The organism is Flavobacterium sp. LC2016-23 (assembly GCF_009674775.1).
GTDB lineage: Bacteria > Bacteroidota > Bacteroidia > Flavobacteriales > Flavobacteriaceae > Flavobacterium.
Genome location: NZ_WKKE01000029.1, coordinates 32,672 through 56,131 on the forward strand (window position 1 = coordinate 32,672; position 23,460 = coordinate 56,131).

General features: G+C 38.4%; 16 protein-coding genes. 8 read left to right on the forward strand and 8 right to left on the reverse strand.

What is annotated here, in order from left to right; genetic code table 11:
* Positions 1 to 32: 32 nt before the first annotated feature.
* A complete protein-coding gene (locus tag GJU43_RS20715; RefSeq protein ID WP_154343557.1) occupies positions 33 to 545 on the reverse strand; it encodes a C40 family peptidase in 513 nt (170 codons plus the stop codon).
* Between the two features lie 190 nt (positions 546 to 735).
* Between GJU43_RS20715 and GJU43_RS20720 the strand changes: the two genes are divergently transcribed.
* From GJU43_RS20720 to GJU43_RS20745, 6 genes are all read left to right on the forward strand, one after another.
* Entirely contained in the window at positions 736 to 1,830 is a 1,095-nt protein-coding gene (locus tag GJU43_RS20720) for an SGNH/GDSL hydrolase family protein (RefSeq protein ID WP_154343559.1), read from the forward strand.
* Complete coding sequence (locus GJU43_RS20725; RefSeq protein WP_154343561.1) at positions 1,820 to 3,199, forward strand: sialate O-acetylesterase; 1,380 nt, start codon at positions 1,820 to 1,822, stop codon at positions 3,197 to 3,199. Before GJU43_RS20720 ends, GJU43_RS20725 begins: the two co-directional genes overlap by 11 nt.
* Positions 3,200 to 3,557: 358 nt before the next feature.
* Complete coding sequence (gene bglX / locus GJU43_RS20730) at positions 3,558 to 5,852, forward strand: beta-glucosidase BglX (RefSeq protein ID WP_154343607.1); 2,295 nt, start codon at positions 3,558 to 3,560, stop codon at positions 5,850 to 5,852.
* Between the two features lie 595 nt (positions 5,853 to 6,447).
* A complete protein-coding gene (locus GJU43_RS20735; RefSeq protein WP_154343563.1) occupies positions 6,448 to 7,404 on the forward strand; it encodes an aldo/keto reductase in 957 nt (318 codons plus the stop codon).
* Positions 7,405 to 7,419: 15 nt separating this feature from the next.
* On the forward strand, positions 7,420 to 7,989 hold the full coding sequence (locus GJU43_RS20740) for a Crp/Fnr family transcriptional regulator (RefSeq protein ID WP_154343565.1): 570 nt from the start codon (positions 7,420 to 7,422) through the stop codon (positions 7,987 to 7,989).
* A gap of 97 nt (positions 7,990 to 8,086) precedes the next feature.
* Positions 8,087 to 9,055: a zinc-binding alcohol dehydrogenase family protein gene (locus GJU43_RS20745; RefSeq protein ID WP_154343567.1), complete on the forward strand. Its 969-nt coding sequence runs from the start codon at positions 8,087 to 8,089 to the stop codon at positions 9,053 to 9,055.
* Positions 9,056 to 9,119: 64 nt separating this feature from the next.
* Here the strand turns inward: GJU43_RS20745 and GJU43_RS20750 are convergent, their stop codons facing one another.
* The 7 genes from GJU43_RS20750 to GJU43_RS20780 form a co-directional block, all read right to left on the reverse strand.
* Entirely contained in the window at positions 9,120 to 11,108 is a 1,989-nt protein-coding gene (locus GJU43_RS20750; RefSeq protein WP_154343569.1) for a glycoside hydrolase family 97 protein, read from the reverse strand.
* A 62-nt stretch (positions 11,109 to 11,170) separates the two neighbouring features.
* Positions 11,171 to 12,460 (reverse strand): cellulase family glycosylhydrolase, encoded by a 1,290-nt coding sequence (locus tag GJU43_RS20755; RefSeq protein ID WP_154343571.1) that lies wholly within the window; start codon positions 12,458 to 12,460, stop codon positions 11,171 to 11,173.
* Between the two features lie 11 nt (positions 12,461 to 12,471).
* Positions 12,472 to 13,704 carry a glycoside hydrolase family 26 protein gene (locus GJU43_RS20760; protein WP_154343573.1) on the reverse strand — a complete coding sequence of 411 codons (1,233 nt, stop codon included), beginning with the start codon at positions 13,702 to 13,704 and terminating at the stop codon, positions 12,472 to 12,474.
* Positions 13,705 to 13,730: 26 nt separating this feature from the next.
* Complete coding sequence (locus GJU43_RS20765; protein ID WP_370455674.1) at positions 13,731 to 14,921, reverse strand: AGE family epimerase/isomerase; 1,191 nt, start codon at positions 14,919 to 14,921, stop codon at positions 13,731 to 13,733.
* Between the two features lie 6 nt (positions 14,922 to 14,927).
* Entirely contained in the window at positions 14,928 to 16,118 is a 1,191-nt protein-coding gene (locus tag GJU43_RS20770) for a glycosidase (RefSeq protein ID WP_154343577.1), read from the reverse strand.
* Between the two features lie 28 nt (positions 16,119 to 16,146).
* Positions 16,147 to 17,538 (reverse strand): MFS transporter, encoded by a 1,392-nt coding sequence (locus tag GJU43_RS20775; protein WP_154343579.1) that lies wholly within the window; start codon positions 17,536 to 17,538, stop codon positions 16,147 to 16,149.
* A 123-nt stretch (positions 17,539 to 17,661) separates the two neighbouring features.
* Complete coding sequence (locus GJU43_RS20780) at positions 17,662 to 18,789, reverse strand: glycoside hydrolase family 26 protein (protein WP_229655100.1); 1,128 nt, start codon at positions 18,787 to 18,789, stop codon at positions 17,662 to 17,664.
* A 301-nt stretch (positions 18,790 to 19,090) separates the two neighbouring features.
* Between GJU43_RS20780 and GJU43_RS20785 the strand changes: the two genes are divergently transcribed.
* Both GJU43_RS20785 and GJU43_RS20790 read left to right on the forward strand, forming a co-directional pair.
* Entirely contained in the window at positions 19,091 to 19,969 is an 879-nt protein-coding gene (locus GJU43_RS20785; protein ID WP_127339733.1) for an AraC family transcriptional regulator, read from the forward strand.
* A gap of 312 nt (positions 19,970 to 20,281) precedes the next feature.
* Positions 20,282 to 23,449, forward strand: a complete 3,168-nt coding sequence (locus tag GJU43_RS20790; protein WP_154343580.1) for a TonB-dependent receptor — start codon at positions 20,282 to 20,284, stop codon at positions 23,447 to 23,449.
* Positions 23,450 to 23,460 lie beyond the last annotated feature (11 nt).

Here is a 23,460-nt window from a genome sequence, read left to right on the forward strand (position 1 = left end):
TAGAAATAATTAGTTGGAAAAAAAAGGCTTATCTATTTCGATAAAACATTAATACATTTATAAAAACGTTTGGTATAATGTTCCGTGTCTAGTGCCGTAATCGTTACGCTGTTTACTTTTCCGGAAGAAGCGTGAATGAATTTGGAGTGCATTCCATCGGCTTCGCAAATAATGCCAAGATGCCCTACAACTGTCCTGTCTTTATAGCCGTAGAAAACCAAAATGTCTCCCACCTTAAAATCTTCGGGATCTAGTGCTACTCCGAGGTTTTTATAACTATTGGAGCTTCTGGGTAAGCTTACATTAAAATTCTTAAAAACATAACTGACAAATCCGGAACAGTCGAATCCTTTTTGAGGATCATTTCCGGCATATAAATAAGGAGTCCCCAGATATTTTTTGGCATAATCAATAATGGAATCCCGGTCAGCGATTTGATTTTTTTCTTTTTGTGAAAGGACCGGAAGGACGGTTTTGGTTTCTTTTTTACAAAAAGAAAGAAATAAGACAGAAAAAGCAAATACGATATAAAGCGGGAATTTCATAAGAAGAGGGGTTTAATGGCTAAAGATAGCGTGTTACTTTGTCAAATCAAAGCTGTTTAAAGAAGACCGGAAATAAACAATAAGAACCGCAGATGGTATTTTTTTATTGCTTTTTGACGTTTTAGTATCTTTTTGAACGTATTACTTCTGGTATCTTTGTGAATCTCATTTATATTTTAACAAATAAATTATGTTTCTCAAAAAAATACCGCTTTTAATTTTGTTTTTGCTGATTGGCGTTGTTTCGACCTCACAAAATAAAAACAACAACTTTCTTTATGAAGGCCGTGTGGATAAACTTCAGGATAATAACGTGATTCTGATTGGAACCGCTTCTTCCGTGTCCTTCAATTTTACAGGTAATACCTGTTCGGTTTCCTTACAAAGTGTAGATCACTATGAGCATCATAATTACGTGGCGTTGGTTTTGGACGGCAAGTATATGGGGAAATTGAGAATTGAAAAAGGCCAGGCACAATCCTTTCCGATAACAATCACTTCGAATAAGAAAGTGCATAATCTTACCATTTATAAAAATACGGAAGCCCAAAGCGGAAATATTTTATTTGCCGGAACCACGGCCAAACTGGCTCCTATTGCTTCCAGAAAGAAAAAGAAAATTGAATTTATTGGAGATTCCATAACCTGTGGTGCGGCGAGTGACGATTCCGATGTGCCTTGTGATAAAGGCGAATATTTTGACCATCATAATGGGTATTATGCTTACGGACCGGTTCTTTCCAGAGCAATTGGTGCAGCCTATCTCATGAGTTCTGTTTCCGGAATCGGAATGTACAGAAACTGGAATGACGAAAATAAGGAAGAAGGTATTATGCCCGACTTATACGGGAATCTTTACCTGACAAAAGATCCTTCCAAACCTAAATACGATTTTGCTTTTCAGCCTGATATTATCAGTATTGCTTTAGGAACCAATGATTTTTCGGGAGGAGATGGCAAAAAAGAGCGCCTGCCGTTTAATGCCCAAAAATATATTTCGAATTATATTGATTTTATAAAAATGCTCTATACGCACAATCCAAAAACACAAATAGTCATTACCAACAGTCCTATGGTGGGCGGTGAAAAGGGAGTTCTGTTTGAAGATTGCCTGAACAAAATTAAAGATGCTTTTAAAGAGGATAAAACACATAAACCGATTGTGATTTTCAAATTTAAACCGATGACTCCAAAAGGCTGTTTAGGACATCCCGATGTTGCAGACCAAAAAGTAATGGCGGATGCTTATGCTCCGGTTTTAAAAAAATTGCTAAATGAAAAATAATATATTTAAGTTTGTTTTCTTTCTGTTGATTTCCACTACTATGATGGCAAACGTTTCCCTTCCGAATATTTTTGGTGATAATATGGTTTTACAGCGAAATTCCGAAGTTAAAATTTGGGGCTGGGCCAATCCAAAGGAAGAAATCAGATTAATTTCAAGCTGGAATAATCAGGAATATAAAGTTGTGGCAAACAATCAGGCACAATGGGAACTGAAAATAAAAACGCCCGAGGCCGGAGGACCGTTCACCATTTCGATAAAAGGCTACAATGAAGTGGTTTTGAAGAATATTTTAATCGGTGAAGTCTGGGTTTGTTCTGGACAATCGAATATGGAAATGTCAGCAAGCTGGGGAATTGATCATGGGGAGGAAGAAGCGAAAAAGGCCACAAATCCGAATATTAGGTTTTTTACTGTTCCGAAATTAACCGCAACCACGCCACAAAATAATCTATTGGGAAGCTGGACAGAATCGACTCCGGAAACCATGAAAAATTTCAGTGCTGTCGGCTACTTTTTTGCGAAGCGTTTACGAGAAGATTTAAAAAATGTTCCAATCGGTTTAATTTCTTCCAATTGGGGCGGAACTCCTGCAGAAATCTGGATAGCGGAAGAAGTGGTGAATAACGATCCGCTTTTATTGGAAAATGCCAAAAAACTAAACGAACAGGAATACGGCCCAAGACAACCCGGACGTGCTTACAATGCCATGATTTATCCTTTTGTCGGATTTAAAATTGCCGGAACACTTTGGTATCAGGGCGAATCGAATGTGGGTTCTACCGTTTACGACAAGACACTTTCGGCTTTGATTACTTCCTGGAGAAAAGCCTGGCAGGATGATTTCCCTTTTTATTATGTGCAGATCGCGCCTTATAAAACAGGCAGCAATAATTTCTCGAATGTTATCGTAAGAGATTCCCAAAGAAAACTACTTAAAGAAATAACCAAAACCGGAATGGTCGTCATAAGCGATATCTCGGATACAATCGATATTCACCCTAAGAATAAAAAAGATGTCGGAATCCGTCTGGCAAATCTGGCTTTGACCCATACTTATAAAACCAATTCTAATTTGGTAAACGGACCTCTTTACAAGGATTTTAAAGTGGATAAAAATAAAGGAATAGTTTCGTTTGATTACGCTGAAGGATTGCATTTCAAAAATAAGACTTCAAATCAATTCGAATTGGCCGGAGCCGATGGCGTTTTTTATACAGCAGAAGCGTTAATTAAAAACGATCAGGTGATTTTGACAAGCAAAAAAGTGACGACCCCGGTAAAAGCTCGTTTTGCCTGGGGAAATACAATACAATCGGATTTGTTTAATAAAACCAATTTGCCGGCATCCTGTTTTATTACGGAGTAAGAAGATTTTAGATTTTTGCCCACGGGTTTTACAGGTTTAAACAGATTGGCGCTGGTTTTTTTGTTGTTTTATTACATTTTTTGTCATTTCGACAGAGGAGAAATCACACTCATAATTCGACAAGGATTGACGATTATTTGTGCGGAGTTTCTAGTGTGATCCTTCGTTCCTCAGGATGACAAGATGGAGGAAATCGGGATAGCTCTTAAAAAGAACAAAATTATCTCATTACCCATTCGCGTGAGGGATAGTAGTGGAAAGCCCACAGCCTGACGAAGGAAGTGCGAGGACTTGCAGCGAATAGCCCGACCCGGAGGGACACGCCCAAATTATGAAACTATCTGACCATTATACTATCATGAATACTAAAAAAGTAATAACTATTGGGCTTTTTGCCCTGCTGACCATTGGAAATATGAATGCACAGAAAAAACCATATCTGGATAAAAATAAAACAATTGAACAACGTATCGACCTGCTTTTGCCCTTAATGACGCTCGAGGAAAAAGTAGGACAGATGAATCAGTATAATGGTTTTTGGGATGTTACGGGACCCGCTCCAAAAGGCGGAACGGCCGAATTGAAATACGAACATTTACGAAAAGGACTGGTAGGTTCTATGCTTACCGTTCGCGGAGTAAAAGAAGTTCGTGCCGTACAGAAAATTGCTGTAGAAGAAACCCGTTTGGGAATTCCGTTGATTATTGGTTTTGATGTCATTCACGGATATAAAACATTAAGCCCGATTCCACTGGCAGAAGCGGCAAGCTGGGATCTGGAGGCAATTAAGAAATCGGCGGCGATTGCAGCAGATGAAGCTTCTGCATCAGGAATTAACTGGACTTTTGGCCCCAACGTAGATGTTTCGAACGATGCGCGCTGGGGACGTGTGATGGAAGGTGCAGGGGAAGACCCGTATCTGGGCAGTAAAATTGGGTATGCGAGAGTAAAAGGCTTTCAGGGAGAAACAATTGCCGATTTGGCTAAAGTGAATACCATTGCGGCCTGTGCGAAACACTTCGCGGCATACGGTTATGTTGAAGCCGGATTAGAATATAATATCGTAGACATCAGCAATTCTAAATTGTACAATTCGGTTTTGCCTCCGTTTAAAGCTACTGTAGACGCTGGAGTTCGAACGTTTATGAATTCATTCAATACCTTAAACGGTGTTCCGGCAACGGGAAATGTTTTCCTGCAAAGAGATATCCTGAAAGGAAAATGGAAGTTTGACGGTTTTGTGATCTCAGATTATGCTTCCATTCGTGAAATGATCGCACACGGTTATGCAAAAGATGAAGGCGATGCAACTTTGAAAGCAGTTGTGGCGGGATCTGATATGGATATGGAATCGTATTTGTATGTGACAAAACTGGCTGATTTAGTAAAAGAAGGAAAAGTAAAAGAAGCTTTGCTGGATGATGCCGTTCGAAGAATTTTGCGTGTAAAATTTGAATTGGGCCTTTTTGATGACCCGTACCGATACTGCGACGAAAAACGAGAAAAAGCAGTTGTGGGAAATAAAGCCAATAATGAAGGCGTTCTGGATATGGCGAAAAAGTCGATTGTACTGTTGAAAAATGATAAAAACCTGCTTCCGCTAAAGAAATCCGGACAAAAAATTGCCTTAATCGGAGCTTTGGCAAATGATAAAAACAGTCCGTTGGGAAGCTGGAGAATTGCTTCTGATGACAATACGTCCGTTTCGGTTTTGGAAGGAATGCAGCAGTACAAGGACAATAAACTGACTTTTGAAAAAGGGGCTGATCTGGTAGTTGGAAAAACGTCTTTCTTAAATGAAGTGGTTTTGAATACCAACGACAGAAGCGGTTTTGAAGCCGCTATAAAAGCCGCAAAAGAAGCAGATGTTGTCGTAATGGTTTTAGGCGAGCACGGTTTTCAGAGTGGGGAAGGGCGCAGCAGAACCCATCTTGATCTGCCGGGCGTTCAACAGGAATTACTGGAGGAAATTTATAAAGTGAACGCCAATATCGTTTTGGTTTTAAATAACGGACGCCCGTTAACAATTCCATGGGCAGCGGAACATATTCCGGCCATTGTGGAAGCCTGGCATTTAGGAACCCAAACCGGAAATGCCGTAGCACAGGTTTTATACGGCGATTACAATCCGAGTGGGAAACTGCCCATGTCTTTCCCGAGAAATGTAGGTCAGGTACCGATTTACTACAATAAATACAGCACGGGAAGACCAACAGACAGTGATAAAAATGTATTTTGGTCACATTATTCCGATGTAGAAAAAACACCTCAGTTTCCGTTTGGTTTTGGTTTGAGTTATACCAAATTCGATTATAAAAACCTGAAAGTAAACAAAACCTCTTTTGCAAAAGGAGAAACCGTTGAGGTTTCGGTTGAACTTACCAACTCCGGAAATTATGATGGAAAAGAAGTGGTGCAATTGTATATTCACGATGAATTTGCCAGTATCATCCGACCAATAAAAGAACTAAAAGGGTTCGAATTAGTGGAGTTAAAAAAAGGAGAAACGAAAACAATATCTTTTACGTTAACAGATAACGAACTGGGTTTTTACGATAATGAAGGAAATTATCTGATTGAACCGGGAACCTTCAAAATCATGGTGGGAGGAAGTTCGGATAAAGGCTTGGAAAGTGGTTTTGAATTAAAATAAAAAACAATTTTTTTTTTTTTTTTTAATATTCTTCTCGCAGATTTTGCAGATTCGGCAGATTTTTTAATCCCCATAATCTCCAAAATCTGCGAGAGTTTCGGAGCTGTTTTTTTATGATAATGAAGGGAATTATCTAGTTGAACCGAAAACGTAAACCCGATAGGTTTTAAAAACCTGTCGGGTTTACTATTTTACGTTAGAGAAGAAAATATTTTTCTCGCAGATTTTGCAGATTTTGCAGATTTGACAGATTTTTTAATCTCTATGATCTGCAAAATCTGCGAGAGTTTTGAAGCTCATTTTTTACAATAATGGAAAAAAAAATATCTGATTGAACCGAAAACGTAAACCCGACAGGTTTTAAAACCTGTCGGGTTTACTATTTTACGTTAGAGAAGAAAATATTTTTCTCGCAGATTTTGCAGATTTGACAGATTTTTTGATCTCCATGATCTGCAAAATCTGCGAGAGTTTTGGAGTTTGGTTTAAACACTGCAGGGTTTGTTGATTTTTTTAATCTCCATAATCTGCAAAATCTGCGAGAGTTTTTTTGTATTTTTAAATCCTAAAAACTTCAAACCATTAAACCAAAAAAATGAAATACAACAGATGTGGAAAAAGCGGCTTATTATTACCTGAAATATCTTTAGGATTATGGCATAACTTCGGATCAGTAGATAATTTCGAAAATGCCGAGAGTATCGCTAAAGAAGCTTTTGATAAAGGAATAACGCATTTTGATTTAGCGAACAATTACGGACCGGTTCCGGGTTCTGCTGAGGAGAATTTTGGTAAAATATTATGGCATAATTTTCAGGGAAACCTGCGCGATGAAATCGTAATTTCAACCAAAGCCGGATATACCATGTGGGACGGGCCTTATGGAGACTGGGGTTCCCGTAAATACTTACTGTCAAGTTTAGACCAGAGTTTAAAACGCATGAATGTAGATTATGTAGATATTTTTTATTCACATCGTCCCGATCCCGAAACACCAATTGAAGAAACGATGATGGCTTTGGATCACACTGTAAGATGTGGAAAAGCGTTGTATGTTGGAATTAGTAATTATTCGGCAGAAGAAACCAGAGTGGCCGTTGATGTTTTGAAACAACTGGGAACGCCATGTCTAATTCACCAGGCCAAATATTCCATGCTGGAACGCTGGGTAGAAAATGGTCTGCTGGATGTTTTGGAAGAAAAAGGAGTGGGCTGTATCGCATTTTCGCCTTTGGCACAGGGTCTTTTAACGGACAAATATTTAAACGGAATTCCGGAAAATTCCAGAGCGCATAATCCAAACGGACATTTAAAAGAAGCTGAGGTAACACCTGAACGCATTCAGAAATTAGTGCAGTTAAATGAAATTGCGCAGAACAGAAATCAGTCTTTGGCGCAAATGGCTTTGGCCTGGTTACAGAAAGACAAACGAATTACTTCTGTTTTGATTGGTGCAAGCTCTGTTCGACAATTGAACAATAATATTGACTGCCTGCAAAACCCTGATTTTTCATCAGATGAAATAAATGCAATAGAAAGCATTCTGCAATAATTTACCAGCGCTCCCATGTTTGATCATCTTAAAAATAAATTTCCTATAGAAGACCAGAAATGGGAGCGTTACTTCAATTGTTTCAACAAATTGGAGCTTCCTTCTAAAACCGTTCTTTTAAACGAAGGCGAAATTTCAGAACGCATCTTTTTTATTGAAAAAGGCTGTGTGAGATGCTGGTTTAATAAAGATGGAAAAGACCTCACCATGCAATTTTTTCTGGAAGGCGGAATGGTCGCATCTATTGAAAGTTTCAGAAAGAAAATCCCAAGCCCGGTAACGATCGAAACCATTGAACCAAGCATTTTATGGTATGCTGATAAAAAAGAGATGGACCGCATCCTCTGCGAATTAATTGAAATTCCGGAAATACGGGAAAAATTTATAGATATTCTTTTTGAGCGTACTTTCGATTATATGAAACATTTTGTCTCTTTTATAAGAGATTCGCCTGAACAGCGCTACCTGAATATCTTAAAAGAAAAGCCACAGCTGATACAACGCATTCCCCAGCATTACATCGCTTCTTATCTCGGCATAACCTCTGTTCATTTAAGCAGGATAAAAAATAAAATGCTAAAATAACCGGAAACTGCATTTGATAACAAATGTTATCGCCTGGTCATTTACCGCAGACTAATTTTGCTTCATAAAATTTAAATAACACTTAAAAATTTAAAATATGAAAGCAGCAGTAGTTTATAAAAAAGGAGAATTACCACAGTACACTGATTTCCCGGATCCCATTATCGAGAATGAAAATCAGTTATTAATGAACGTTAAAGCTTCGGCAGTTAAAAATTTAGACAAAAACATAGCAAGCGGAAAACATTATTCGGCAGACGATAAAGCAACGGCAAAAGTGGCCGGAGGCGATGGTGTTGGTTTCCTGGAAGACGGAACGAGAGTTTATGCCTTGGGCGTGACGGGAATGATTGCTGAAAAAGCCGTTGTGGATAAACATAAAATGGTAAAAGTTCCCGAAGGTCTTGACGATTGTACGGCAGCAGCATTACCGAATGCGGTTGCAGGTTCTGCCATGGCGTTGCGATTTAGAGTCGATATTCAGAAAGGAGAAACGGTTTTAATCAACGGCGCCACAGGTGTGACGGGAAAAATAGCCATTCAGCTGGCGAGACATTACGGAGCAGAAAAAATAGTTGTGACCGGAAGAAAGGAAGAAACATTAAAAGGCTTATTGGATTTAGGTGCAGATGAATATGTCCTTCTGACGCAGCCGGATGAAGACTTTATAAAACACATAAAAAAGATTCACAGTACGACACCAATTAATATTATAATTGATTATTTGTGGGGACACTCAGCGGAATTAATTCTAAAATCTTTGAAAGGGAATGGCTCTTTTACGCCTAAAACCAGATTTGTTTCTGTGGGTTCTCTGGCTGGGGATACTATCCAGCTATCGTCAGAAATTTTAAGAAGTGTCGATCTTCAATTGTCAGGTTCAGGTTTCGGAAGCTGGACGAAAGCGGAAATGATGCAATTAATAACAGAAATTTTACCCGAAATGTTTGACTTGGCGGTATCGAAAAAGTTAGTGATTGAAACGGTTGCTGTAGCTCTAAAAGACATAGAAAAAGCCTGGAGTGAAACTATCCCTGATGGAAAAAGATTAGTAATTACAATTTAAAAGTGTAATTTTAATAAAAGACATGTAGAGAAGCAGCGTTTATGTGTCTCTACATGTTTTTTGTTTAATTTTTTAGCTGAATAATTGCAGCCAATCCACCGCCCGGTGCTAAATGATATTTTAGTTTTGTGTTAGAGTCAACTGTAATTATTTCTCTTTTGTAATCTGTCGCCGCTTTATCGGCATTTAAGCCATCGGAGAAAATTTCAGCTTCGAATTTTTTACCTTTTTCAAGGAAAGAAAAATCAATTGTAATGTCCCTGGAATCCCAGTTGGTAATGGCCCCTAAATACCAGGTTGTATTTTTTCTTCTCGTAATTGCCACGAATTTTCCAACTTCTCCGTCTAAAGCTACGGTTTCGTCAAAAGTGGTTGGGGTTTTGGCTATAAAATCGGTGCTTTCCTGTTCCTTCATATAGGCTGTCGGACTATCGGCCATCATTTGCAAAGGCGCTTCAAAAATTGTGTACAAGGCCAATTGATGGCATCTGGTTCCCTGACTCATTGGGTTGGAATGACTGGGTTTGAATTCACTTTTGGTGGCATTCCGCATCGCACCCGGCGTATAATCCATTGGGCCGGCCACCATTCTGATAAACGGAATGGTACAATCATAAGTCGGAACATCGTCATTGGGTGTCCATTTGTTATTTTCTAAACCTTTTACCCCTTCAAAATTCAGGATATTGGGGAAAGTACGCTGAATTCCCGTTGGTTTATACATTCCGTGAAAATCCAGAAGCAAATGCTGATCAGCTGCTTTTTGGGCAATATCATAAACTGATTGCACCATTTTAGCATCGTCACGATCTAAGAAATCAACCTTAAATCCTTTGATTCCCAAATCGACGTAATTCTTTAAAATCCCGTCTGTATTTTTGGTCAAAGCCATCCAGGAACTCCACAAAATAATTCCCACGTTTCGTTCTTTCCCGTAAGCAAGCAAAGCTTCTAGATCCACATTTGGGTTGTGTTTCATAATGTCTTCTTCGAGGCTCCAGCCTTCGTCCAGAACGACATATTCCACTTTGTTTTTGGAGGCAAAGTCAATGTAATATTTGTATGTTTCCGTATTAATTCCGGCTTTAAAATCAATGTTATAAATGTTCCAGTCGTTCCACCAGTCCCAGGCTACTTTTCCGGGTTTTATCCAGCTGAGGTCTTTTATTTGGGTAGGTTCCGATAATTTCTGAACCATATCGTTATTGGCCAAAGCACTGTCATTTTCTGAAATGACAACAATTCTCCAGGGGAAATTTCGGGTTCCTTTTGTCTGAACCAAATAATCAGCTCTGTCCGTAATCAATCGGTTAATATTATTGAATCCGCCATTTTTTTCCTGTAAAGGATAGTGGGAAAAACGACCTTCAAAACCCGATTTCGACGGATTGTTGGTGACAAACAACCCCGGATAATCTTCGAGACTGGCTTCCAGAAATACTGCTTTTTTATGATTTTTATAGTCAATTAAAAAAGGTAAAAATGCCAGGGTATCTTTTGCAAATTCGCTGATTTTTTTATTTTCATAATGAGCTTCAAAAGAAGAAATATAAGGGTCTTTCGGGTTTCTTAGATCACGGACATATGGCATTAAAGTAGGGAAATCCTGGTCGAAATTCAAAACCACTTCTTCTGATTGTACCGTAATGTCTTTTTTCTTTTTGGTAACAAAACGATAGGCAACGCCATCATCGAAAGCGCGATATTCAACACTGAAATCATTTTTAAAATTTACAGTCAGCTGATTGTAATTGTTTTTAACCGATTTCTTTTTATAAAACGGAGCATCAAATGAAGTGTTGACCGTTGCAGTTTTCGAATTTAAAACTACCGCATTTTTTCCTAAAACCTGATTTTCGCCTAAAGTTATTGACATGGTTGAAGGCGCCAGAATAACATCTTTTTCATGAGAAATAGTCCAGGTGATTTTGTCGTTCACCAGAATCCGGATTTCAATTTTTTCGTTAGGAGATTTCAGTATAAATTCCTTTCCCTTCTGTGAAAAAGAAAGATTTACAATCAGGACAAGAAACAAAATAAATAATTTTTTCATGCTGTTTTTTTTTACCATATAAGTTATATAAGTTCATTTAAAAAAAGCCTGACTTATATGGTTTAATTTTTTTTAAGTTTTAGATTGTATTTTTTTACAATCTCCAAAGTAGATTTATCCGTCGAAAAAACGGAATTCAGTCCTTGTGGTTCCTGCGGAGGATCTGTAGTCAAAGGATCTCCGGGATTCCATTTTCCATCGGCTGTAACCGGTTTTCCTTCACCGCCAAATCCCCAGAAGTTGGCAGCCTGCAACGGGCCGTTATTGGCCACACTTTCAGCCACACGGCCAAAAATATAATTGTAAAAAACATCTCTGTTGGCAACAGAAGAACTGCTGACCAGACTTTCATTTTCCCTGGGCAGTCCAAATTCCTCAATAATAATCGGACGTTTCAGGTCGTTAGCCACTTTTACATGTTTGTCGATATAAATTCCGGTATTTTCAAGCGTTGTTGGCAGCGTTTTTTCAGCATTATCGGCTTTAAACCAGCCCCAGTTTTTGGGCCAGATGTGCATGGTCAGATAATCAATATGCGGATTTTGATGTGTTCTTTCAAAAATTTCCATGCTGTCATTCGAACTGTTTAAGCCCTCAGAACCGGTTGAAATCAAATGATTTTGATCTAAACTGTCAATTAAGTCGACAATGTTATTCAGCCAAACCGTAAATTTGGCTTCGTTTTCCGCTGTAAAGGTACGTGGTTCATTTCCAACCTGCCAGGCCATAATCGTGTTGTCTTCGGTGTATTTCTTTTTGGAATATTTATTTGTTCTTCCTATGATAAACTTTACATGATTGTTCAAACCTTCCATGCAAGGGGCACAACTGTGAAATTGTTCCGTGTACGCCATAAATTGTGGCCAGGTATTCGGGGCGATATTGGGAATCGGAATCGGGCCTTTTCCATTCCATTCTAAATATTGCGACATTCCGCCCGACCATTCCCAGTTATTCGTCAAATACAAAACCGCATACATTTTGCGTTTGCTCATTTCATGAATCAGAAAATCCAGACCGTCCAGTAAATCTTCATCATATTTTCCCTGTTCGTATTGTAAAGCAGGACGAACGGTAAAATCATATTTTCCGCCGTCTGCACCCACCAGAATCCTCAGGTTATCAATTCCTTCTTTTTTTAACAAATCCAGTTCACGCAGCAATCTTTTTCGGTCTCCGATTTTTTTAGAAGCTAACAGACTTCCATACCAGTAATTGGTTCCGATATAGGAGTAGGGTTTATCTCCTTTGTAAAATTGGGTTCCTTTAACGGTAATTCTTTCCTGTGCTTTAGAAGCCATTGTCGAGAAAAGTAACGCTAAACCAAGTGCTTTTAGGAAATTATTTTTCATAATTTATTTTTTTATTTTGGAAACTCGTACATTTTAGGCAGCGAATTTAGTAATGCCGATCTTGTTTTTTTGCTGAAAGCATTAAAATCGCCCGCATTCGAAACCGAGGCATTCGGAACATAATAGCCGTCTTTGTTATTATTCCAAAATAATACGTAGCTCACTTCTATATTATTCGATGTTAATGCACTGTACAAATAAACGGAAAACCAATCTTTTACCGGAGCAATTGATTCCGTAACGCGATAACCGGTCTCGGTCAAAGCAGCAATTTTTACTTTGTTTTTGGCTATATCAGCTATCATTTTTAATTTAGAATTGGCGGTATTTGCTCCGCTTTGTCCTTTATTATCGAAGTCACCATAATTGTCCATTCCCAAAATATCTACGTATTTATCGCCCGGGTAGCGGCTTAAATAATTGCTTTCTGTGGTATACGAGTTGTCCGGAGAAAAAGCGTAGAGGATATTGTGAACGCCTTTGGTATTTTTTAAATAATCAACTGTAAACTGAAAGCACTTTTTGTATTCTTCCGGCGTACAAAAGTTTGCTCCCCACCAGAACCAGTTTCCGTCAAATTCATGAAAAGGTCTGAAGATGATCGGAATCAATTCGCCGTTTGTAGCTTTTAAGTTTGAAACTACACTGGCTATTTTATCGAGTTTTTTCTTGTACCATTCATGATTGGCTCCGCCCGGCAAAATACTTTTGAAGGCGGTAGTATTTTGTTCCGTTGTCATGTCGGAAGCGTAAAAAGATTCTTCTTTGTTCGGTTCTCTCAGGTGCCAGCAAAAAGTATTGATCATGCCTTTAGCATAAGCTGCTTTGGTATCGCTTATTATTTTTTGCTCTTGCTGGAAAAACCAGTTGCCAGACTGATTGTTGTTGTTTTTGTCTGTAATAAACATAAAATCAGAGCCTGTAACAGCAGGGTCAAAACCGGTATTTTTTTTAATATCAGAATCCCCGCCGGCATCCATATAGTAGCTGTTAAAAGCATCCTGCTGACCAATAGCTGTTTTGGTTTTGGCGAGTTTCTTTAAATTATAAAATAAAGCCACAGTTTCTTTGGTGGCATTTGCATCAACGATATAACTGGTTACGTTTGTGGTCGTTAAAGGATCACTCTGCGTTGGCGGATCAATGATGACTTCATCACCGGTGTTTTCGTTATCAGACGAGCAGCTTAGAACCGTCAACATCGATAAACTTATAAATGCTGTTTTAAGAAGTGTAGTTTTCATGGGTCAGGTTAGTTAAGTTAGTTCGGTTAGGTTTTTATTCTGTGAATAAGTTCTAAACAGGCTCGGCTATTGTGATAGGGGCATTTCCAGAAACCGGCCTTATCCTTTTCGATCAAAGAGTAATCGCGGTAAATTCCCCAGAACCATTCTCCGTTTTGAGTATCCAGAATGTGGGTTTTAATAAAATCCCAGTTTTTGAAAACGATGTCTAAATAATTTTCATCGCCGGTAAGTTGATACGCATTATAAAAGCCAATTAAGGCTTCGGCCTGAACCCACCAGTGTTTTTCGGCAACCAGTTCGTTCTTTTCAGCATCAAATTCGTACCATAAACCGCCATCGGAGTCCAGGCCTTCTTTGGTCACTTCTGCCATCTGAACGGCATGTTTTTTATAATTAGCAATGAGCGTCTGATCTTCTGAAATCTCTGCACACTGCAATAAAAGCCAGGCCGCTTCGATATCATGACCGTAGGAGATCATGTCTGGTTTTTCAATCCAGTTTTCATCAAAAAACAAACGTAAATGCCCGGTTTCAGTATTGATGAAATGTTTTTCTATGGTTTGTAAAAGTTCAATAATATCGCTTTGAAGCGTTTTGTCTTTCCAGACCTTAAACAAATTGGCATACGCTTCTACGATGTGCAAATGCGTGTTCATCGTTTTCTTTTCGTTGGCATCTTTGTCGCTCAGGCGCAGATCTTCGATAGGCTGCCAGTCTCTGGTAAAAGCTTCCAAATATCCTTTGTTTACCCGATCATAACTGTGCTTCTGAATTTCTTTATATAGAATAATAGCGATTTCTAACGCTTTATCTTCTTTAGAAATAACATAATATTCTGATAATCCGTAAATAGCAAAAGCTAAAGCGTAAATTTGGTTTTTAGTATCCTTTGGTGTTTTATCGGCATGGATACTCCAGAATAAACCGCCAGATTCGGTGTCGTAAAAATGATTCGATACATATTCAAAAGCTCTTTGTGCTATTTTTTTATGTGCTTCATTTTTGGTAACCTGATATCCCGAAGAAAACGACCATAGGATTCTGGCATTCAGAACAGCTCCTTTTTCAGCATTTTCAATTACGTTTTCGTTATGGTCGATCTGCCCGACGAATCCATCATTTTGGATGTCAATCGAGTTTTTGGACCAATAGTCTAAAATGTTTTCAAGCTCTGCTGATACTTCGGTTTTGAGTTGCTTTAGTTGTACTAGCACTATCAATTAGATTGCGTTATTTTTATCAATTTGACTGATGATTGTATTGACAGAACCTGCCGAAATAAAAGTATCTTCAGGGGTATTCATTACATAATCAATTAATTTTTCTACCGATGAAACCGCGACGTGCATTCTCGTGTCTGAGGAAGCGTAATAGATAAAAACAGTTCCGTCAGCGTCTTCGATCCAGCCGTTGGTAAATAATACATTGGATACATCGCCCACTCTTTCGCTACCTTCAGGGCCCATAAAATGTCCGGCAGGAACATGAGTGACTTTGGTAATGTCATGCAAATCAGTCATGAACATATATAAGGTGTAGCGTAAACCTGCAGCGGTATTTCGAACGCCGTGTGCTAAATGCAGCCATCCTTTTTCTGTTTTGATGGGAGCAGGGCCGGCACCATTTTTTAATTCATAGATCGTATGGTATTTTTTTCCAAAGATGATTTTCTCGTCTTTTACCACCGGATTGGTCATATCGTCGATATAGCCTAAGCCAATTCCGCCGCCATTTCCGACATCAATAAAACCATCTTGTGGACGCGTATATAAAGCATATTTCCCGTTTACAAATTCAGGATGCAAAACCACATTGCGCTGTTGGCCGGTATTCGAAATTAAATCAGGCAATCTCTCCCACTTTACCAAATCTTTCGAGCGGACGATTCCGGCATTGGCTACCGCCGAACTGGTATCGCCTTTTGGTGCTTTCGGGTCTTTTCTTTCGGTACAAAAAATACCGTATACCCAACCGTCTTCATGGTGAATCAGACGCATATCGTACACGTTGGTGTCCGGTTCTTCAGTTTGTGGAATCACACAGGGCTTTTCCCAAAATTTAAAATGATCCACTCCGTTTGGACTTTCCGCTATCGCGAAAAAAGACTTTCTGTCGATTCCTTCTACGCGAACGGCAAGCAGGTATTTTCCGTTCCATTTGATGGCACCTGCGTTAAAGGCGGCATTAATTCCGATTCTTTCCTGCAGGAAAGGATTGGTTTCCTCGTTGAGGTCAAAACGCCAGTTTAAAGGGACGTGGGCTGCCGTAACTACCGGATTTTTGTAGCGTTGGTATATACCGTTTCCGATGGTGTCCTGAGGAGTATTTTTTTGCTCAATCAGTGTTTTATGTTCTTTCTCTAATGCTACTTTTCTATCCTGAAATGTAGTTGAAGTGGCTATTGTTGTCATAATAATCGATTTCTGTATCTGTATTGTTTTAATTATTGGGGTCTCTTTTTTCGTTTAAATCCTGTTCTATGGTTTGTAATTTTTCTTCGGATAAAGGATAAAACAAAATAAAAGCTACTGATATAACTGCTGCGATTGCAGGGAGTATGCTTAACATTAATTGTATTCCGTTTTGAGTCACTGCGGTTTGCTCTACGTTGGCCTGAAAGCCATAATAGCCCAAAAGCCATCCGGTTCCCGCACCGCCAATGGTCCATCCGAATTTTTGTGACATGGAGGAAGCGGAGAATACCAGTCCTGTTGCCCTGCGGCCTTGTTTCCATTCTGAATAATCGGCGCTGTCAGCGTACATGGACCAGATTAAAGGGAAAATACAGCCTGCACAAATACTGATCAGTACCTGGAAACCCATAATAAGGAAAATATCGTCTTTTCCGAAGAAATAGAAAATCAGACTCAGAAGCGCTGCCAAAGCCATGGCACCAAAGAAAGTTTTCTTTTTACCTATTCTGTTTGCAATAGGAGTTGCAATGATCACTCCGATGATATTGGCTGCCTGGCCTAAAACCAAATAAATGGAGGTTGGCGTCATGTGAAAATCAGTTCCAAATAATGAAAAGTCAAAGTTTATATTGCCGCTTACATAATATTTAAAGTAATACACTGCCGCTCCGTCACGGATGGAATTGAATACCAAAGCGCCAATTCCGGCTCCCAGTAAAATCCACCAGGGTTTATTTTTAAGTAAATCTTTTAAGTCTTCTTTTAAATCGTTTTTTTCGTCAGCAATAGGTTTTACCCTTTCTTTCGTGAAGAAAAAGCAGCCCCAGAAAAAAGCCGTTGTGATCACGCCAAATACTGAAATCGTAGCCAGCCAGCCCGATTTAGAGTTCAGGCTTCCGCCGAAATAATTTACCAAAGGTTCAATTAGCCACAGCGCCAGAAGACTTCCGCCAAAGGCAAAAACCATGCGGTAAGAGGAAAGTGTTGTTCTTTCTTTTCGGTCAGACGACATGACACCTAAAAGAGAAGCGTACGGAACATTTATTAAAGAATAAATCATCATCATGGCCGAGTAGGTAACATAGGCATAGATGATTTTTCCTTTTTCGTCAAAATCAGGTGTGTAAAAAGTTAGGACTCCGATGACGGCAAAAGGCACGGCCACCCATAACAAATAAGGCCTGAATTTTCCCCATTTGCTTTTTGTCCGGTCAGCAATGATTCCAACAATAGGATCAAAACAGGAATCCCAGATTCGGGTAATCAGAAACATGGTTCCGACAACGGCTGGCGCCAATCCGAAAACATCGGTGTAGAAAAATAAAAGGTACATGCTGAAGATTTTCCAGAACATCGAAGATGCCGCATCTCCAAGACCGTAACCTACTTTTTCTTTTAAACTAATTTTGTCGTGCATCAGGTGTTTTTTAATTGTTGTGGTTTCTATTTAGTTAGTTGTTTTCTTTCTGTGTGCTGATTTTTTTTGCACGCAGATCACGCAGATCACGCAGATCACGCAGATCACGCAGATTTTTAATTCTCAATTTTTAATATCTTTTTCGAATAATGTTTTGTCGAGCTTGTAAAAATTCACAAAATCTTTCTCGCTTGCCTGTCCGGAATACGGAACATAATAATGCATTTTTTGTTCTTTTTCCTGCCAGCCATGATTTCTCCACAATAAAACATAAGAGATTTGATAATCTCCTATCGCTTTTAGTAAAGTTCCGGTCCACCAGTTGGCATCGGGAATGGCCTCGTATCCTGCTTCTGCCAGCGCAATAGGTTTGTGTTTTTCCAAGCCGATTTCATTTAGGATTTTAAATTGTTTCTGAACGCCTTCAATAAACTTTTTACCTTCTTTATCATCATTATTCTGGTAAGCGTCAAAACTCAGCATGTCGACATAATTGTCACCCGGATAATGGGCCAAAAAGTCTTCTTTAGAATCAAAACTGCCGGTGTTGTAGCTGTAAATTAAATTATGAACCCCTTTCTTTTGCAGGTATTCGAAAGTAAATTTCCATGCAGCTTTAAATTCTTCCGGGGTACAATTGCCTTTTCCCCACCAAAACCACCCTCCGGTAAGTTCGTGATAAGGTCTGAAAAGAATCGGGATGTTTTTCCCTTTATTGTCTTTTAAGGAAAGGAAGAAAGCTGCCGCTTTGTCTAACCATGAAGTGAATTTTTGATGGTTTTCTCCGCCGGGCAAAATAGTCTTTAGTGAATTTGGGGTGTTGTCCCAGGCGCTTTTTCCGGTGGCGGGATTGTCAAAATGCCAGCTTATGGTCGATATTCCGCCTCTTTGATTGGCTTCTTGGATGTATTGTTTCATTTTGGCAAAAGGAACACCGTCTATATTATTCGTGTCGTCTTTTTCTAAACCGGCAATGTCCCATCCGTATAGGGCAGGATAATCACCTGTAACGTCTTTTACATCGCTGCGTCCGTCTTCATATTTCCAGTTTACACCATACGCGAGATCATCCTGATGGCCAAACAGAAAGCCTTTTTGAGTGAGCTGATTCAATTTTTTGTATAGTGAAACAGTTTCGGGTGTTGCTTTTTTATCTGAAAGTGACAAATTAGTATTAGTTCCCATAGGCTGTGAAGAACAGGAAGTCCCTATAAATACTGAAGTTATGAACATTAAAATATTTTTTTTCATTACGAATAAGTTTGTTTTCAGTGTTATAGGTGCTGATCGTTAAATTAATACCACTTTCCGGCTGCTTGTTTTTTTAATCGATAATTCAATATGCTTTGTCGCCTAAAATTATTAAAACTTTAAAAAGATATTATATTAAAAATGATTAATGTTTATTATTAATAGTCTTTTTGTAAAAATGATAATTCTATTTTTCAAAGATAAACGGATGTTTATCGTATAATTAATATTATTTTATCAATTATATATCATATTATTGCAAATAAAAAAATCAAATATCACTTCTAAAAACCGATTTAAGATGAGTAGTTCCAAGAATTTTTACAGAGAAATTGCGCCGCTTTCGGCCGGAGATAGTTTTTTAGTTTTCGACAGAGTGAAAGACAGTTTCGATTTTCCGGTGCATTATCATCCGGAATTTGAGATCAATTTTATCTTAAACGGAAAAGGGGTAAAGCGCGTTGTAGGAGATAATATAGAAGAGATTGACAATGTTGAACTGGTTTTAATCGGACCAAATTTGTATCACGGCTGGGAATTGAATAAATGTACGAGTAAAAAAATTCATGAAATTACCATTCAGTTTCATAATGATCTTTTTCATGAATCGTTACTTTCAAGACGTATTATGAATCCGATTCGTGATATGTTTAATCGTTCGATTCATGGTATTTTGTTTTCCAAAAAAGTAGCCGAAGAATTAACACCAAGATTGGTAAGGCTCTCTAAATTAGATGGTATGGACTACTTTTTGGAAATTACTTCTTTATTGTATGATCTCGCTAACTCCAGGAATCAGCGATTGCTTTCTACTTATACAGTAGATTACGATACGTTTGATGACTATGATAAAATGAAGCTGGTTTATGAATATGTGCAGAAACATTTTGCAGAAAAGATTACGCTGGAAGATGTTGCCAATGTGGCCAGCATGTCGATTATTTCCTTTAATCGGTTTATAAAAAAGAGAACAGGCAAAACTTTTGTCAATTATATAAATGATATCCGTATCGGATATGCGGCGCGTTGGCTCGTAGAAAAGGATATGAGCGTTTCCGAGGTTGCTTTTAAATCCGGCTTTAATAATATTGCGAACTTCAATCGTAGTTTTAAAGCTACTAAAAATTGTACGCCAAGTCAGTATAGGGAAGATTTTTCTGGATTAAAGCGTATTTTGTAGTGATACTTTTTTTGCACAAACAAATATTATTTTTAACGAAATCGTTTGCATTTTTAGTGATTCGTTAATTTTAATTTATAATTTGTATTCAAATACCAGATGCTCATTGCGAATAATGTAATTTTTAACTGAAATTATTTTTATATATGTTTTTTTAAACGAGTATAGTAAAAATATTATCATTAAATGATATAATACTATCGATTTAATGTTTCCTTCTGTTATAGATTTGTTAAATAATTTAAGAAAATAATAACCAACTCTTTATTGCTTAATTATAACAATACTAATTTAAACTAACCAAACATTATTATGAAAAAACTAATGACTAATTTCATTCATTGGAATGCTAACCACATAGCGGTTCCTTTGATTTTATTTTTGTTACTGACGAGTAATTTTATTACTGCTCAGGTAAAAGTTACAGGAGTCGTGTCTGATGATAAGGGCCTTTCTATACCCGGAGCAAATATTACGGTAGTTAGTACTAAAAAAACGACTTCAACAGATTTTGATGGAAAGTATACTATTGATGCTCCTGCTAACTCCAGCATTTCAGTTTCATTTATTGGATATGTTACTCAGACCATTAATGTAAAAAATGGCGGACCCATTAATGTGGTACTGCGACTTAACGCTGAAGATTTGCGTGAAGTATTGGTAAATGTCGGGTACAGAAGCCAGAAGAGAAAAGATATCACAGGTGCCGTTTCTTCTGTATCATCAAAAGATTTTAAGGATTCCCAGCAAGTTACGATAGAGCAGATGCTTCAGGGAAGGGCTGCGGGTGTTGTTGTTACTAATAATTCCGGTAAACCTGGAGGAAGTGTTTCGGTAAAAATTCGAGGAAATGCTTCTTTAGGAGGCAGTAACGAACCTTTATATATAGTAGATGGTATTCCAATTTCGGGTGATGCTACCAGTCAGGCTACGGGAGGAACGATTGTGAGTGGATACATCGGAACCAATACAGGTAGTGTGACCAATAGCCCTCTGGCCTTTTTGAACCCGAATGATATTGAAACGATGGATATCTTAAAAGATGCTGCATCCACCGCTATTTACGGTTCGAGAGCTTCTAACGGAGTGGTTATTATTACGACTAAAAAAGGTAAAAAAGGCGCCGGAAGAATAACATACGATACTGCATTTTCGGTACAGGATGTAACAAGACTGCTTAAAACAATGAATTTAAGCCAGTACGCGACACAACAAAATGCATTGGCACAATATTATGGTGTGGCACCGCGTGACGAGTTTGCTGTTCCTTCTGTTTTGGGTAACGGAACCAACTGGCAGGACGAAATATACAGAACAGCCTTAATGACAAGCCACCAGTTGTCTTTTTCAGGAGCGAGTGACAGCACGAATTATTATGTTTCAGGATCTTATCTGAATCAGGATGGTGTGGTGATCGGATCTGATTTCAAAAGATATACTTTTAAAACTAATCTAGAATCAAAAGTCAAAGATTGGTTGACGATGGGCGTGAGTTTAACAGCAGGTATCACGAATCAGAACATTACGATTGAAGGGTACAGTGATGGTATTATAGGTACCACTATATTATCTACTCCCGATGTTGCCGTTAGAAATCTGGATGGCAGTTATGCAGGACCTCCGCAGGATGGTTCGCAGGGTGCCTGGATTAACCCGGTTGCCAGTACTTTAATGAATACGAATTATTTAGTACAAAAGAACTTCCAGGGGAATTTTTATTCCACTTTTAAATTAGCGAAAGGATTAGAATACCGTTTCGAATTGGGAGCAAATACTTCGCTTCAGAATTTTGAAGCCTTTCAGCCTACTTATGTTTGGGGAGCTGCTGTAAATAAAGTAAACCAGCTTCAGGAGAGAGCGAATACCTGGTATCAGCTGAATATTAAAAACATGCTGACGTACCGATTTTCTTTAGGGAAACACAGTTTTAATTTTATTGGAGCTCAGGAAGCTACTGATGCAACCTGGTTTGGAAACAGCCAGTCTATTGGGGGACTATTAAGTAATGATGTTCACTCCATAAATCTTGGAGATCAGGATACATTGGTGGCAAGTGAATATAAAGGAAGTAATGCCCTGTACTCTTTTTTCGGTACTTTTAATTATAGTTTTGATAACCGATACAGTATTCAGGGTACGATAAGAGCTGATGGTAGTTCTAATTTTGCCAAAGATCAAAGATGGGGTTACTTTCCTGCCATTTCCGGAGCCTGGAATCTTTCCAATGAGAAATTCATGGAAAATACAAAAGATTACGTAGACAATATCAAATTCAGAGTGGGTTACGGAGAAACGGGAAATCAGGTTGTGGGCGGAGGATTGTATCTTTCTAATATACAAACCATCAAATCGGCTTTAGGTAATTTCTTTACCGCTGGTAATATCGCAAATCCGGGTCTTACATGGCAGACTGCAGAAGATACCAATTTAGGACTTGATTTTAGTTTGTTTAAATCAAAATTGAATGCGAGTGTTGACGTTTACAGAAAACAATCTTCAGGATTTTTATTTGTACTGCCATTGCCAACGTATGTTACAGGTTTAGAACAGTATCAGGGTGGTTTGGCTGCTCCTACCGTAAACCTTGGTAGCATGAGAAACCAGGGTATAGAAGCTACATTGAAATATTCTAATAAATTTAGTCCAAATTTTTCCTGGGATGTAACAGCTATCTTCTCTAAAAATAACAACAAACTACTAAGTTTAGCCGAAAATTTTGATTTAATAAAAGAAGTTCAGGTGAACGGGTACACCACCAAAACAGTTACTAAAAGTGAAGTGGGTCAGCCAATAGGTCAGTTTTACGGATATCAGACGGTTGGAATCATTCGTACAAACGAGCAATTGGCAAATGCGCCTATCCCTTTTACCGGTAACAAAGCTACAAAAAGTGTTTTGGGAGATGTAGAATACGTAGATCAGAATAAAGACGGGCTAATTGATGAAAAAGATTTGACTTATATTGGAAATCCAATGCCTGATTTTACGTATGGTCTGAACAATACATTCAAGTATAAAAATCTGGACCTTACCGTATTCCTTCAGGGTTCTCAGGGAGGTAAAGTAATGAACTTAACGAGAAGAGCGGCAACAAAAAACCAGCGTCTTTACGAAAATCAACTGGCAGAAGCAGCAGATTTCTGGACACCGGACAATCCGAACGCTAAATATCCAAGACCTGACGGTGGAGACGGACATCCTAATATCGCCATTTCAGATCGTTATGTGGAAGACGGTTCGTTTTTGAGAATTTCACAACTGACTTTTGCTTATAACCTGCCTTCAGATATTCTTTCTAAAACCAAACTAAGCAAACTAAGATTTTATGCAAGTGTTCAGAATTTGTACACTTTCACCAAATACACGGGTTATGATCCTGAAATTGGAGACTATAATCAGAATGCTTTATTGAGCGGAATTGATTCAGGGCGTTATCCTACCAATCGTACCATTACGTTTGGAATGAATGTTGAATTTTAATAAAAACTATT

Bases quoted from the DNA above. Each gene is read 5' to 3' on its own strand.
- GJU43_RS20715 (WP_154343557.1), bottom strand. From the start codon at position 545: ATGAAATTCCCGCTTTATATCGTATTTGCTTTTTCTGTCTTATTTCTT.
- GJU43_RS20720 (WP_154343559.1), top strand. From the start codon at position 736: ATGTTTCTCAAAAAAATACCGCTTTTAATTTTGTTTTTGCTGATTGGC.
- GJU43_RS20725 (WP_154343561.1), top strand. From the start codon at position 1,820: ATGAAAAATAATATATTTAAGTTTGTTTTCTTTCTGTTGATTTCCACT.
- bglX (WP_154343607.1), top strand. From the start codon at position 3,558: ATGAATACTAAAAAAGTAATAACTATTGGGCTTTTTGCCCTGCTGACC.
- GJU43_RS20735 (WP_154343563.1), top strand. From the start codon at position 6,448: ATGAAATACAACAGATGTGGAAAAAGCGGCTTATTATTACCTGAAATA.
- GJU43_RS20740 (WP_154343565.1), top strand. From the start codon at position 7,420: ATGTTTGATCATCTTAAAAATAAATTTCCTATAGAAGACCAGAAATGG.
- GJU43_RS20745 (WP_154343567.1), top strand. From the start codon at position 8,087: ATGAAAGCAGCAGTAGTTTATAAAAAAGGAGAATTACCACAGTACACT.
- GJU43_RS20750 (WP_154343569.1), bottom strand. From the start codon at position 11,108: ATGAAAAAATTATTTATTTTGTTTCTTGTCCTGATTGTAAATCTTTCT.
- GJU43_RS20755 (WP_154343571.1), bottom strand. From the start codon at position 12,460: ATGAAAAATAATTTCCTAAAAGCACTTGGTTTAGCGTTACTTTTCTCG.
- GJU43_RS20760 (WP_154343573.1), bottom strand. From the start codon at position 13,704: ATGAAAACTACACTTCTTAAAACAGCATTTATAAGTTTATCGATGTTG.
- GJU43_RS20770 (WP_154343577.1), bottom strand. From the start codon at position 16,118: ATGACAACAATAGCCACTTCAACTACATTTCAGGATAGAAAAGTAGCA.
- GJU43_RS20775 (WP_154343579.1), bottom strand. From the start codon at position 17,538: ATGCACGACAAAATTAGTTTAAAAGAAAAAGTAGGTTACGGTCTTGGA.
- GJU43_RS20780 (WP_229655100.1), bottom strand. From the start codon at position 18,789: ATGAAAAAAAATATTTTAATGTTCATAACTTCAGTATTTATAGGGACT.
- GJU43_RS20785 (WP_127339733.1), top strand. From the start codon at position 19,091: ATGAGTAGTTCCAAGAATTTTTACAGAGAAATTGCGCCGCTTTCGGCC.
- GJU43_RS20790 (WP_154343580.1), top strand. From the start codon at position 20,282: ATGAAAAAACTAATGACTAATTTCATTCATTGGAATGCTAACCACATA.